The sequence below is a fragment of the Brevibacillus sp. NSP2.1 genome (assembly GCF_000470975.2).
Lineage (GTDB): Bacteria > Bacillota > Bacilli > Brevibacillales > Brevibacillaceae > Brevibacillus > Brevibacillus agri.
This window is the reverse complement of the sequence record NZ_CP048274.1, coordinates 4,919,014-4,931,773: the sequence shown is the minus strand read 5'-3', so window position 1 is coordinate 4,931,773 and position 12,760 is coordinate 4,919,014. Positions and strand designations below refer to the sequence as shown.

At 50.7% G+C, this 12,760-nt stretch carries 9 protein-coding genes and 1 pseudogene; 8 read left to right on the top strand and 2 right to left on the bottom strand.

All coding sequences use genetic code 11. The features are described 5' to 3' along the window. The first annotated feature begins 12 nt into the window (after positions 1–12). The 5 genes and pseudogenes from cas7c to M655_RS23995 all read left to right on the top strand — a co-directional run bounded on the left by cas7c (position 13) and on the right by M655_RS23995 (position 4,805). Positions 13–873, top strand: coding sequence for a type I-C CRISPR-associated protein Cas7/Csd2 (gene cas7c / locus M655_RS24015; RefSeq protein ID WP_026558513.1), 861 nt, complete (start codon positions 13–15; stop codon positions 871–873). After that, positions 863–1,522 (top strand): CRISPR-associated protein Cas4, encoded by a 660-nt coding sequence (gene cas4 / locus M655_RS24010; RefSeq protein ID WP_026558512.1) that lies wholly within the window; start codon positions 863–865, stop codon positions 1,520–1,522. The genes cas7c and cas4 overlap by 11 nt, the downstream gene beginning before the upstream one ends. Continuing rightward, positions 1,519–2,549 (top strand): annotated as a pseudogene (cas1c, locus tag M655_RS24005) (type I-C CRISPR-associated endonuclease Cas1c). Before cas4 ends, cas1c begins: the two are co-directional and overlap by 4 nt. A 9-nt stretch (positions 2,550–2,558) precedes the next feature. Continuing rightward, entirely contained in the window at positions 2,559–2,849 is a 291-nt protein-coding gene (cas2, locus tag M655_RS24000; RefSeq protein WP_005835709.1) for a CRISPR-associated endonuclease Cas2, read from the top strand. Positions 2,850–3,654: 805 nt separating this feature from the next. Next, a protein-coding gene (locus M655_RS23995) for an IS3 family transposase (protein WP_286085905.1) occupies positions 3,655–4,805 on the top strand; the annotation gives its coding sequence in 2 pieces (ribosomal slippage) (positions 3,655–3,910 and positions 3,910–4,805; 1,152 coding nt in all). A 631-nt stretch (positions 4,806–5,436) separates the two neighbouring features. Here M655_RS23995 and M655_RS23990 read toward each other — a convergent pair. Continuing rightward, positions 5,437–6,765 (bottom strand): MFS transporter, encoded by a 1,329-nt coding sequence (locus M655_RS23990; protein WP_007787208.1) that lies wholly within the window; start codon positions 6,763–6,765, stop codon positions 5,437–5,439. 313 nt (positions 6,766–7,078) lie between these two features. Further along, entirely contained in the window at positions 7,079–7,837 is a 759-nt protein-coding gene (locus M655_RS23985; RefSeq protein ID WP_152344150.1) for an IclR family transcriptional regulator, read from the bottom strand. A 332-nt stretch (positions 7,838–8,169) separates the two neighbouring features. Between M655_RS23985 and M655_RS23980 the strand changes: the two genes are divergently transcribed. The 3 genes from M655_RS23980 to M655_RS23970 all read left to right on the top strand — a co-directional run bounded on the left by M655_RS23980 (position 8,170) and on the right by M655_RS23970 (position 12,293). Continuing rightward, positions 8,170–9,591, top strand: coding sequence for a lyase family protein (locus M655_RS23980; protein WP_283858661.1), 1,422 nt, complete (start codon positions 8,170–8,172; stop codon positions 9,589–9,591). Then, positions 9,572–11,104: an aldehyde dehydrogenase family protein gene (locus M655_RS23975; protein ID WP_007787201.1), complete on the top strand. Its 1,533-nt coding sequence runs from the start codon at positions 9,572–9,574 to the stop codon at positions 11,102–11,104. The genes M655_RS23980 and M655_RS23975 overlap by 20 nt, the downstream gene beginning before the upstream one ends. Before the next feature lie 70 nt (positions 11,105–11,174). Continuing rightward, positions 11,175–12,293 (top strand): Zn-dependent alcohol dehydrogenase, encoded by a 1,119-nt coding sequence (locus tag M655_RS23970; protein ID WP_026558510.1) that lies wholly within the window; start codon positions 11,175–11,177, stop codon positions 12,291–12,293. Positions 12,294–12,760 lie beyond the last annotated feature (467 nt).

Here is a 12,760-nt window from a genome sequence, read left to right as displayed (position 1 = left end):
GGAGAGAATCATATGACAACGCTCAATCATAAAATCGATTTTGCCGTCGTTTTATCTGTGACGAAAGCCAATCCGAACGGGGACCCGCTGAATGGCAATCGGCCACGGCAAAACTATGATGGCCATGGAGAAATTTCTGATGTCGCATTGAAACGGAAGATTCGAAATCGTCTGCAAGATATGGGCGAATCCATATTTGTACAGTCCAATGATCGCAAATCGGATTCATATGGAAGCCTTCGAGAGCGTGCGGATGCGAATGCCGAGCTGGAGAAGGTATTAAAGTCCAAAAACGTATCAAGCGATGAGTTTGCCAGAATTGCTTGCCAGGAATGGATCGATGTTCGAAGCTTTGGTCAAGTATTTGCATTCAAAGCGGAAAAAGGAGCGGGTGTATCTGTCGGCGTAAGAGGGCCGGTTTCCATTCATACGGCGACCAGTTTAGATCCGATTGACATCTCCAGCGTCCAGATTACCAAAAGCGTGAACTCGGAGCCTGGAGCCTCTCGCGGCTCAGATACGATGGGAATGAAGCATCGAGTCGACTCAGGGGTGTATGTCTTTTACGGTAGTATCAATACGCAGCTCGCCGAAAAAACGGGATTTACGAACGAAGACGCCGAGAAAATCAAGAGGGCGTTAGTGACCTTGTTTGAGAACGATGCGTCTTCTGCCCGTCCGGAAGGAAGTATGGAAGTTCACAGGGTGTATTGGTGGGAGCATCCATCCAAGTTGGGCCACTATTCCTCTGCAAAGGTACATCGCTCGTTGCTGATTGAAAGACTTGTAGAAGAACCCAAGAAATTTGACGACTACATGTTCTCGGTGCAACCATTGGATGGGTTGAAAGTAGAGATTTTGGATGGAATTTAGTGAAGACGATCATTATTTACTTTTGTCCGGCATTCAGCATTTTAAGTTTTGCAAACGGCAGTGGGCATTGATTCACATTGAACAGCAATGGGAGGAAAATGTCAAAACGATAGAGGGCGTACACCTTCATCGGAAGGCAGATCAACCGTTTGCCAGAGAAAAGCGAGGAGACAAACTGATCGTTCGAGCCATGCCTGTAAAATCGGAAAGCCTCAAGATCACAGGCGTTTGTGATGTGGTAGAGTTTGTGAAAAGCGATAACGGCGTTGAAATCAATGGGGCTTCCGGCAAATACACTGCCTATCCCATTGAATATAAACGCGGAAAGCCGAAAAGCGGAGAAGAGGATGTCGTACAATTAGCTGCCCAAGCGGTTTGTCTTGAGGAAATGCTGTTGTGCGACATAGACCTCGGCTATATTTTTTACCATGAGATCAAGCATCGAGTCGAGGTCCCACTAACGGCTGATTTGAAAGATAAGGTGAAGCTGATTGTGGCTGAAATGCAAGACTACTATCATCGCAGACATACTCCTAGAGTGAAGACGGGGTCCTTCTGTCGAAGTTGTTCCCTTCAAAATATTTGTTTGCCGGAGCTCATGAACAAACGAACCGTAAAAAGTTACGTTGAAGGGAAAATCAACGAATGAAGAAACTGCTAAATACGTTGTTTATTACACAGCCCGATGTGTATTTATCGCTTGATGGCGATAATATTGTTCTCCTCAAGGATCAGGAGAAGTTGGGGAGGCTGCCATTACACAATTTGGAATCGATCATCTCATTTGGCTACACCGGCGCCAGTCCAGCTTTGATGGGATATTGCGCTGAGCGAAACATTTCATTGACATTCTTCACCATGAACGGGCGATTTCTTGCCAGAGTGATTGGGGAAAGCAAGGGGAATGTCGTCCTGAGAAAAAAACAGTATGTGGTGTCAGAGGATGAGGCTCTTTCCGCAAGAATTGCTCGTAATTTTATAGTAGGCAAGATTTCAACCATAAATGGATGATTGAAAGAATGACCAGAGACTATCCTTTGCGGATCGATGTAGACCGATTTAAGGATGCATCCAAGCAGCTATCTTCTTTACTTTTGGACGTGAGGGATTGCGAAAATCTGGAGAGGCTAAGGGGGCTAGAAGGTCAGGCAGCTATTTGCTACAATAGGCTATTTGACTCCATGATTTTACAACAAAAGGAAAGTTTTTACTTTCGTGCACGCTCACGAAGACCGCCGCTGGATAACGTGAATGCGATGCTGTCATTCGCATATTCTCTATTGGCGATTGATATGGCAGCGGCACTGGAAGGTGTTGGATTAGACGCCTATGTTGGTTTTTTGCATCGAGATCGGCCGGGGCGCGCTTCCCTGGCCCTAGATGTGATGGAGGAGCTGCGAGGAGTTTTTGCAGATAGATTTGTGCTGTCGTTAATTAACAAAAAGATTGTGAGCAAGGAAGATTTTTTCCAAAAAGAGAATGGTGCCGTCATTATGGGAGATGAAGCGAGAAAGAAGTTCCTAACGGCATGGCAAAATAAAAAACAGGAGAAAATTACTCATCCATTTCTTGGGGAGAAAATTTCCTGGGGCCTAGTTCCGCACGTACAAGCTTTATTGTTAGCCCGTTTTTTACGTAATGATTTGGATGAGTATCCTCCCTTTTTGTGGAAGTAGGTGAATGGTGTGCTGGTATTGATCACGTATGATGTGAGCACAGTTAGCAGTGCAGGGCAAAAAAGACTTCGCCGCGTCTCGAAAATATGCCAAAATTACGGTCAACGTGTCCAAAATTCCGTGTTTGAATGCATTGTCGATTCCACACAGCTTACTTCATTGAAGCTGGAATTGCTCTCGATCATCGATCTGGATCAGGATAGCCTCCGTATTTATCAATTAGGCAATCATTACAAGAATAAGGTAGAGCATTTGGGTGTGAAAGAATCAATTGATTTAGAGGGGCCATTGATTTTCTAGTGCGAATGTGAAGCGCACACGAATTCCCTGGGGGATTCGCACCCGAAAAACGGGTTAAAATGCCGTTTTTTGTCTGCTTTCTCTAAATTATCTTAACGTATGAATGAATTTGAGCGTATTTTGATTACAAATATGAAAATGAAAGCATATTTGGGGTGAAAATTCGCTGTCGCATCCTACGCGGATGCGTGGATTGGAAGTTATCTCAGAACATCAGAGGATGAGTTTATGTATTGTAACACCTGGCCTGCAGCGTGCCTCCCGTTTTTCTCATAACTGTTCTTTGCCTCTTACTGTGCGTGCGTCTTCCACTTCGATCATAACGTGGACGACACAAAAAAGGCGATCAGCGAGCCGAACCAGACAGCGCTACCGAGCGCGTACATCACGTGCCCAGCATCTCCGCCGACTGTCTGCCCATATGTCCCTTTAAAGACGCCGCGTTCAGTCATTGCCGTGCGTTTTCTTGAAAATGTGGTACTCCAAGGACAAAAATTTCATCCCGAATAGCCACCTCTCGGGAAGCAGGACGATGGGGATGTCTGCCGAAAGGGAGGGGGAGAAGTGAGGTGCGTCTTTTGGTGGACAAAAGATATTTTGTCGTGATTTCGGCAGGAAACGAGGGAGAGGTATTATAAAAATGAGGCAAATGATTTATTATAGTCGTGAGAGGACATGATTATACTTCTGCAAGTGAATACTAATGATAGGACACAGTCGGAAAGCAAGTTGATGCTAGACTTTACATTGGACACGGAGAATCGAGAGTGCGACAATAAAAGCGTTCATAATCGAGGTGTCCAACATGACGAAAAAGTACGACAGGGAATTCAAACTTCAAACCGTTCGACTCATCCAAGAAGAAGGGAAATCGGTGGCGCAGGTAGCCCGGGAAATGGGGCTTCATGAAAATACCATCTATCGGTGGGTCGCTGAATTCAAGCAAGACGTCAATCAAGCCTTTCCAGGCAGTGGACAACTGAAGCCGGAAGACAAAGCCCTATGCGACCTTCAAAAGCGAATTCGTGATCTGGAAGAGGAGAACGAAATCTTAAAAAAGGCGATGCACTACTTCGCAAAAGACCGGCGCTGATCTACCCTTTCATCCACGATCACCGCTCCAAGCTCCGAGTCGCGAAGATGTGCGAGGTGTTTCAAGTTTCTCGAAGCGGTTATTACGATTGGACCCGGCGTAAGAAGAACGATCGGGCGAAGCGTCGAGAAAAGCTGGAGCAACAAATCCGGCGGGTCTTCCTGGATTCGAGACGTTTGTACGGCAGTAAGAAGGTCTTGGAAGCACTGAAAAAGGAAGGGGTTCAGGTTTCCGAGAAAACCGTCGCTCGTACGATGAAAAGGCTCGGGCTGAAATCCCGTACGGTGATGAAATACAAGGTGACAACGAATTCGAAGCACCATTTGCCTGTGGCCGAAAACGTGCTAAACCAAACGTTCACCGCAAACGCGCCGGGGAAGGCCTGGATGACGGATATCACTTATATCCCGACAGACGAAGGCTGGTTGTATTTAGCCAGTGTGATGGACTTGTATACGCGTAAGATCGTAGGCTTTCACATGGGGGAGCGGATGACAAAAGAACTCGTGATCGCCGCGCTAGATCAAGCCTACAACCGCCAGCGACCAGCTCCGGGGCTTTTACACCACTCTGATCGCGGCAGCCAGTATGCCTCGACTGAGTACCAGAAGCGTCTGGAGAAATACCAGATGATCGGAAGCATGAGCCGCAAAGGAAACTGTTACGATAACGCCTGCATCGAGTCTTTCCACAGCGTACTGAAGAAAGAACTCGTTTATCTAGAAAAATTCAAAACGAGAGAACAAGCGAAAAGAGCGATATTTGAGTATATCACTTGCTTTTATAATGGAAAACGCATCCATTCATCCATTGGGTACTTCACGCCCAATCAATACGAACATATGTACCGATGCGTGGTGTAATTCTCTCGATTTTATGTGTCCAATCTATTGACAGTGGTTCAAGTGGAGAGAAAGTGTTTTCGAGGATGGGGCCTGTTTTTGGACAGAAAGGTAATCCTCGAAAAAAGTGCGGAATGTTGAGGGCTTTGACTATAAGCAAAGCCTTGGCATTACTGAGTTGTTCATGCCGACCAAGGTCGGTTACATTGAGGACCCGAGGTACGAGGGGACTGAAACTTTGTTTTTTTGTATGTCATCCCTTGTTGTTATCTTTGTTACATTAAGGACCCGAGCAACGAGAGCACTAAACCCTCTCCCCCACTTGTCAGAATAGCCGATTCATGCACCCATGCCTCAACTTATGGGAGAGCTCAACAAAATTTTTCCCAAAATTGCAGCAAAAGCCGAATGCTCCATAACCTGCACAAAAGCCTGCATGTAAAACACACCACCTGCCCCCTCATTACTCGCACCCCCATTTCACCCAAATCCCAAGTAGCGCGAACCCGAAGAAGAAGCCATCGACATCCCACAAGAAACAATCGCCCCACCCCCAAACCCTCTGCCCAGCACAGCAACCCCAAACAACAACAAGCCGCATCACCTGCGAAATGCAGAAGATGCGGCTCTTTTCTTTTCGTTACTGACCGAATCAAGCAGATTTCTGTATATCGCTCGCCTCGCTCAGCGACAAGTTTTTCGTTTCAGGCGCCCAGGCGATGGACACCAGTGTGCCAAGCACCAAAACGGCTGTCAGGGCGAGCATCGTCGGGTGAATCCCGTAGCTGTCGATGCCGATTGGCAAGAGGAAAGTGCCGATGGCCGAGCCGAAGCGGCTGAAAGATGTCGCCAGCCCTACGCCGCTTGAGCGGACTTCTGTCGGGAAGCTCTCTGCCGGGAAGACGCCGACGAGGTTGCTGACGGCGGACATGATTAACGTAAAGACGGCAAAAACGAGAATCATCAGGAAGGTCATACTCTCAGGCAGCACAGTCAACAGGAACAGCGTCACGGCCAAAACGATAAACGAACTAATCAAAAAGCCGCGGCGGGAAAACTTGATGGTGAACCAGATGCCCAGGATGGCACCGACGACGAGCAAGGCGTTCAGCAGCAAATCGGTACCGAAGTTTTCGCTCAGGCCCATCGTTTCCAAAATCGCGGGCAGAAACGTGTAGATAGCGAAGTAAGGGATAACTAGGCAAACGAAGAACAGGCAGTTAAAAGCTGTACGCTTGCGCATGCCTTTGCTGAACAGGCGGGCGAAGCTGCCTTGCGTTTTCGGAACGGGTGTCTCGTCATCTAAAACAATGTTGGGGCCGAGATACTTTTTGACGATTTGCCGCGCCTCATCGATTCGGCCTTTGTTAATCAGCCAGCGCGGAGATTCGGGCGTACCGATTCGCAGGAGCAAAATAATGACAGCAGGAAGGGCAGAGGAAGCCAGCATCCAGCGCCAGGCGTCAGGTCCCAGACTGAGCAGGTTCATGCCGATCACGGTAGAGGCGACATAACCGACTGTCCAGATGACGCTGAAGGAGCCGAGCAAAACACCGCGATGCTTTTTGGGCGAAAACTCGGCCAGCATGGTGTGGCCGACACTGTAGTCCCCACCCATTCCAATTCCGATCAGGATGCGCAAGAGAAAGAGCTGTGCGGGAGTTTCAGCGAAAAATTGCAGGAAGGAGGCCAGGGTAATCAGGATAAAGCTCAGGACGAAGATTTTTTGCCTGCCGATAAAGTCAGAAATATACCCGAGAATCAGACTGCCGAGAAAAAGACCGATCAAGGCAGAGCTGCCGATCAGGCCCGTCCACAGCGGGTCCAGATTCATTTGCGGTTTGATGAGCGTGAAAGCGATTCCAATAATACCTAACACATAACCGTCAGTGAAGTGGGCGCCGAAAGTAAGCGCTGCCATCTTGATGTGGAATTTGCTCAGCGGAGCGTCATCCATTTTGATCGTTTGACTGCTGTTCACATGAACTCCCCCTTGTTGAAAGACTGAAAAGCTTGCGGTTCGCCGAAGTAGGGATTGGGCGAGGTGTATCCAAGTTGAAAAAGAAGGACTGTTCATAATGTGAACTATTTATTCGCAATGTGAAACTAAAGTGATTATATGATTGAGTGTCGAGAATTGTCAATCATTTTTCAAAATGTTCATGCCGGGCCTTCGGCGGGCTGATTTTTCTTAGAATAGCCCAATCGCCGCAAAATAAAAAAGCCTGGCGCATCATAACTAACGCACCAGGCTTCGGGTCTGTCCCGTGGGAGCGGCTCCCTTTTTGCTGCACTCATTGCAGGTGATCGGCGATGTCGCGAGCTGCCGCGAACAACTGCTCTGTACAGGCCAATACTTTTTCCTCGGTAAACCGGAAGTTCGGCCCGCAGACGCTGATGAAGGCAACGAGCGCATTTCGCTTGTCAAAAATAGGGGCGGAAATTCCGTTTTCGTTTACATCCAGCTCGCCGAGGACGATAGCGTAACCGAGCTTTTTGACCTTCTCGATTTCTTGGCGCAATCGCTCAGGATCTGTAATCGTATTCGGAGTGATTCGTTCCAGGGGCTGCTCCAGGTAGTAATTGAGCTCTTCTGCTGAAAAGGTACTGAGAAGCACCTTGCCATTGGAGGTGCAGTGCAAAGGCAAAAAGACGTTCACATAGTGAGCAACCCGCACGCTGTTCGCCGGGTCGATCTGGTCGATGGTCAGCGTGCCATAGTGCTTCGGAACGCTGAGCAGCACCGTTTCCTGCGTCTGTTCGCGCAATTGCTCCATGCTTTTTCGGGCGCGGCGAATGAGCGAGCCGTACTGCGGGGCTTGGGCAGCAAGGCGATGGGCGGCGTAGCCGAGCAAGTACCCTTTTGTCAGCGGGTCGCGTTCAATATAGCCGTGATTTTCAAGCGTTCCGATCAGTCGCCATACCGTTGTCCGATTCATTCCGGACATTTCGGCCAAATCTACGATGGAAATGGGGTCTTTGCTCTCGCCTACGAGTTGGAGGAGCTGCAGAGCACGATCGACTGCTTGAACAGATGAGTTTTCCTGTTTCATGTGCACGTTTACACTCCATTATTTTTTTCCAATGTAGATCATTATAGCGTAGATTTTTGCTTGAAAGCTATCCGTTTGTGCAGCTTCCTGCCCGCAAGCCTGCATGGAGGAAAGCCAAACAGACGGCTTCGCCGAGAAAAATTGTTTGTTTGACATCGGGAAATCGACGAATTATAATCGCGTTAAGTTCATATAGTGAACGAAATGTTCGCATTGTGATTAAATTGTCGTGTCTGCAAATAACGGCCCTTGGTCTTTTTCTTTCGGAAAAGCCACGAGCCAGTGTAGGGCTGGAGCGACGAGGATGCTTTGTTATTTGCAGAAGATGGCAGTTGCCATGTACAGTAGGGGGCAGCCTGACTTCCCCCTTTTGGGAGGCGGTTTACATTTCCTGCGACGGATGGGTAGCAACGAGAAAAGAACAGGATTCGTTTGGCACGGTGGAGATTCCACAGGAGGCGCTTTACGGGATTCAAACCGTGAGAGCGTTGCAAAATCTCTCGTTTTCGGGCAAGCGCCTGGGGCAGTATCCCACCTATATCGCTGCGCTGGCGCAGGTGAAGAAGGCTGCGGCACGGGCGAATGAACGAGCGGGGGTACTTGCTGCCGATATTTGTGCGGCAATTGAAAAAGCTTGCGACGAGCTGATCGCCGGAGCGCATTTGGAGCATTTTCCGGTCGATATGTTGCATGGCGGCGGCGGGATTGGAACAAACATGAACGTCAACGAGGTGATTGCCAATCTGGCAAACGGGCATGCGGGGATGGCGCACGGGACGTATTCTCCGGTTCATCCGGTCGATCATGTGAACGCTTCCCAGTCCACGTCAGACGTTTGCCATACGGCGATGCGCATGGCGATTGTCCAGGAGTACGAGGGCCTCAACGAACTGCTGGCCCGCATGCAAAAGACGTGGGAAAGGCTGACGACGAACCTGATGAGCGTGACGACCATTGCCCGAACATGCTTGCAAGATGGCATGCGGGTCCAGTTGGGCGAGACGTTCAGCGGGTATGGGGCAGTCATTGGGAGGCGCCATGCCGCATTGACGCATGCTGTACAGCAGTTGAATGCCGTCAATTTGGGCGGTACGGTCATCGGCTCGGGAGTGGGAGCGCCAAAAGCTTATCGCGATGCGGTTCTCTCCGAGCTTTGCGAGGTGTCCGGACAAAAGCTGCATCATCGGGAAAACTTGTTCGACGCGGCGCAAAACATGGACGATCTGGCGCAAGTCTCCGCGCAACTGTCCTTGTTGGCGACGTGTTTGTTGAAAATTTCCAAAGATTTGCGCCTACTGTCATCCGGTCCGGAGGCTGGCTTTGCAGAAATTACGCTGCCAGGCGTGCAGGCGGGGTCTTCCTTTTTCCCCGGAAAAATTAATCCGGTCGTACCCGAGACTCTCATCCAAAGCTGCTTTCAGGTTTTGGGGTGTGACCGGGTTGTCCAGGCGACGCTTGCGCATGGCGAACTGGATTTGAACGTATTTGAGGGAGCAGCGGGAGCCAATATTTTGGATGCGTTGCAGATGCTGAAGCAGTCCCTCGCCCTTTTCCATGAGAAATGTCTGGCGGGCATTGAAGCCAACGAAGCAAGATGCGCAGAGCTTGCCAACAGCTTCATTCCGCTCGTGGTCGAGTTGAAAGAGAAGCACGGGTACAGCTTCGTTTCCCGGCTGCTCAAGGAACAAGGCAGGGAAGGGGTCAAAAGCTTTTCGCGAAACGGAGGTCATCACAGTGAACGAGACAAATGCTAAAAAGCAATTTGAAGGAATCGACCAGCCGAAGCTGGCGTGGGCAAAAGAATGGCTGCAACAGACGAAAAAGCTGTATATCAACGGCCAATGGGCAGACAGCACAGGGGATGAAATCATTACGTCGACGAATCCTGCAAACGGTCTCATCAACGGTTCGTTCCAGGTAGCGGCTCCAGAGGACGTCGATCGCGCAGTCGCAGCGGCACGTGCGGCTTTTGACGATGAGAACGGGGCATGGCGCAAGACAACGCGCAAGGAGCGGGCAAAAATTTTGCGCAAGATCAGCGCCCTTCTGGTCGAGCATCAGGCGGAGCTGGCCACGTTGGAAACGCTGGACAACGGCAAGCTGTACACCGAGTCCTACAAGGACGACGTGCAGGAAGCTTCGGATGTGTTCGAATACTACGCAGGCTGGACAGACAAATACTACGGGGAAAACAATCCGGTCGAAGGCAACTTCCTGAGCGTAACTACCCGGGACCCGATTGGCGTATGCGCGCAAATTGTGCCGTTCAACTTCCCGATTGATATGGCCGCGTGGAAGCTTGCTCCTGCCCTTGCCATGGGCAATACGATCATCCTGAAGCCTTCGGAGGAAACGTCTTTTTCTGCCATCCGCTTGTTTGAGCTGATTCATGAAGCAGACATTTTACCGCCGGGCGTCATTAACCTCGTGCTTGGCGCAGGCAGTGTCGGTTCGCAGTTGAGCCGCCATATGAATGTGGACAAGGTGACTTTTACAGGAAGCACGGCTGTGGGCAGACAGCTTGTCCGGGATTCCGCCGATTCCAATCTCAAGCCCGTCTCGCTGGAGCTGGGCGGCAAATCCCCGAATATTTTGTTCAGCGACGCACCGAATTTGGAGGCCGCGATCGAACGTTCTTTTTACGGGCTGTTCACGCATAAGGCGGAAAAATGTTCAGCGCCGACCCGGCTGTTCGTGCAGCGCGACATTTACGAGCAAGTAGTCGAGCGGCTTGCGGCGATGGCTGACAGCTACAAGCTGGGAGATCCTTTTGACCCGGAGACAGACCAGGGCGCACAAGTGTCCAGAAAGCAAATGGAGCGCATCCTGGGCTACATCGCGAGCGGAAAGGAACAAGGCGCGCGCGTAGCGGCAGGCGGCGAGCGCGACCTGACCGGAGACAATGCCAACGGCTACTTCATCCGCCCGACCATTTTTGCCGACGTGCACAACAAAATGAAGATCGCGCAAGAAGAAATCTTCGGTCCGGTGCTTTGCGTGATTCCGTTTGACACCGAGGAAGAAGTGGTGGAAATGGCGAACGACACCGTCTACGGCCTGGCGGCAGGTTTGTGGACAGGCGATATGTCGCGCGCGCATCGCGTGGCAAACAAGCTGCAGGCAGGCCAAGTATTCGTCAATCGCTACGGCTGCTATGACTTCGCAAGCCCGTTCGGCGGCTGGAAGCAAAGCGGTTGGGGCAAAGAGTTCGCGATTCACTCCTTGTCATCCTATACAAAGGCAAAAGCGATCTGGTTTGCCTACTGAGTTTGCGCTTTTCCTTGCGTTACCAAAGCTATTCCACTACGAGTTCAGTCCGCGAAAGAGGGAGTCAGACATGAAAATGAGAGCAGCCGTGATGACAGGCGTCGGCCAACCGCTTGCCATCCAAGAAGTCACACTGGACGCACCAAAAGCAAATGAAGTCTTGGTCAAAATAGCAGCAACAGGCGTCTGCCACAGCGACCTGAACGCGCTGGAGGATGCGAGCACGCCATTTCCAACCATTTTGGGGCACGAGGGTGCCGGGATCGTCGAAGCCGTAGGGCCGAACGTCACAAAAGTAAAGTCGGGCGATAAAGTAGCGCTGAGCTGGGTTCCGTACTGCGGCACCTGCGAATTTTGCGTGACGGGCGATGTACATTTGTGCGAGGCGGCATTCGGTCCGATGTTTGAGGGAACCTTGCTGGATGGCACGAGCCGTCTGAGCAAGGAAGGCGAAAAGATTTACCACAATTCGCTCTTGTCTACCTTTGCTGAATATACCGTTGTCCCGGAAATGTCCTGCGTCAAGCTGCCGGACGAAATGCCGCTCGCGCAAGCTTCGCTGATCGGCTGCGGCGTCGCGACCGGATACGGCGCAGCCGTTCACGCCGCGGGTGTGACCCCAGGCAGCACGGTAGCAGTATTCGGTATCGGCGGCGTCGGAGTCAACGCGATCCAGGGCGCGCGCATCGTCGGCGCTTCCAAAATCATTGCTTGCGACATGAAGCCAGCCAACTTGGAGATCGCGAAAAAATTTGGCGCGACGCATACGATTCTCGTAGGAGAAGAAAATGCGGAGGAGCGGCTGAAAGAGCTGACGGACGGATTCGGCGTTCACTTTGCCATCGATTGCACAGGAAACACGCATGCGACCCAGAGCGCCTGGAAAGGTACGCGCAAAGGCGGCACCGTCGTCGTCATTGGCGCGTTCCATCCCGCTAAAGAAATTACGCTCCCAGCCGGCGGCTTCCACCGCGTCGGCAAAGTGCTGAAAGGCAGCTTTTACGGCAACACCCAGCCATTCCGCGACTTTCCGGCGATCGCCAGGCTGTACCTGGACGGAAAGTTCAATCTGGACGATCTGGTGCTGGACCGCATCGGGCTGGACGAGATCAACAAAGCTTTTGACTCGTTCCACGATGCATGCTGCATCAACGTTGGCAGAACGGTTATCGAGTTTTCTGAAAACTAGACAGAGGGAGCGTTCCTCCTGCTTGCATTCGCGCTTGGGTGGAGCAGGAGGTTTTTTGTGGAAGGGGTTGTTGACAGGATGGGCATAGAGTGGGGGACAGCGGGAAAGAAAGTGGCTCCTGCAACGGTGTTATCTGTTATCGTCCGTACGGATCGCTTTTTCCATCTGGGGGATCGTGTGACGGAAAATATCAGATAAAAGTAGCGGAGATGATTTTGGGTGTTGTCAAATTATTTCGGATGGGCGTATTTGTTTTGGTGGAGTGAAGTGCTTCTTTATTTTTGCCGGATTTTTGGCTCACCAAGTGTAGTCGATCCAACTTGGCAATGTGAGCGTGCGGGGGTGGGAGGGGCGAAGGTCAGACGTTTTGCCCCCAACAGATTTCTCTTTTCCCGCCAATCCATCTCAGCATAAAAAGCGAATGCTGCTTTTCACTAATCACCTACCCCCATTATGCTTGACGTTCC

Excerpts from the sequence above, each read along its gene's own strand:
- cas7c (WP_026558513.1), top strand. The coding sequence starts at position 13 with ATGACAACGCTCAATCATAAAATCGATTTTGCCGTCGTTTTATCTGTG.
- cas4 (WP_026558512.1), top strand. The coding sequence starts at position 863 with ATGGAATTTAGTGAAGACGATCATTATTTACTTTTGTCCGGCATTCAG.
- M655_RS23985 (WP_152344150.1), bottom strand. The coding sequence starts at position 7,837 with ATGAAACAGGAAAACTCATCTGTTCAAGCAGTCGATCGTGCTCTGCAG.
- M655_RS23970 (WP_026558510.1), top strand. The coding sequence starts at position 11,175 with ATGAAAATGAGAGCAGCCGTGATGACAGGCGTCGGCCAACCGCTTGCC.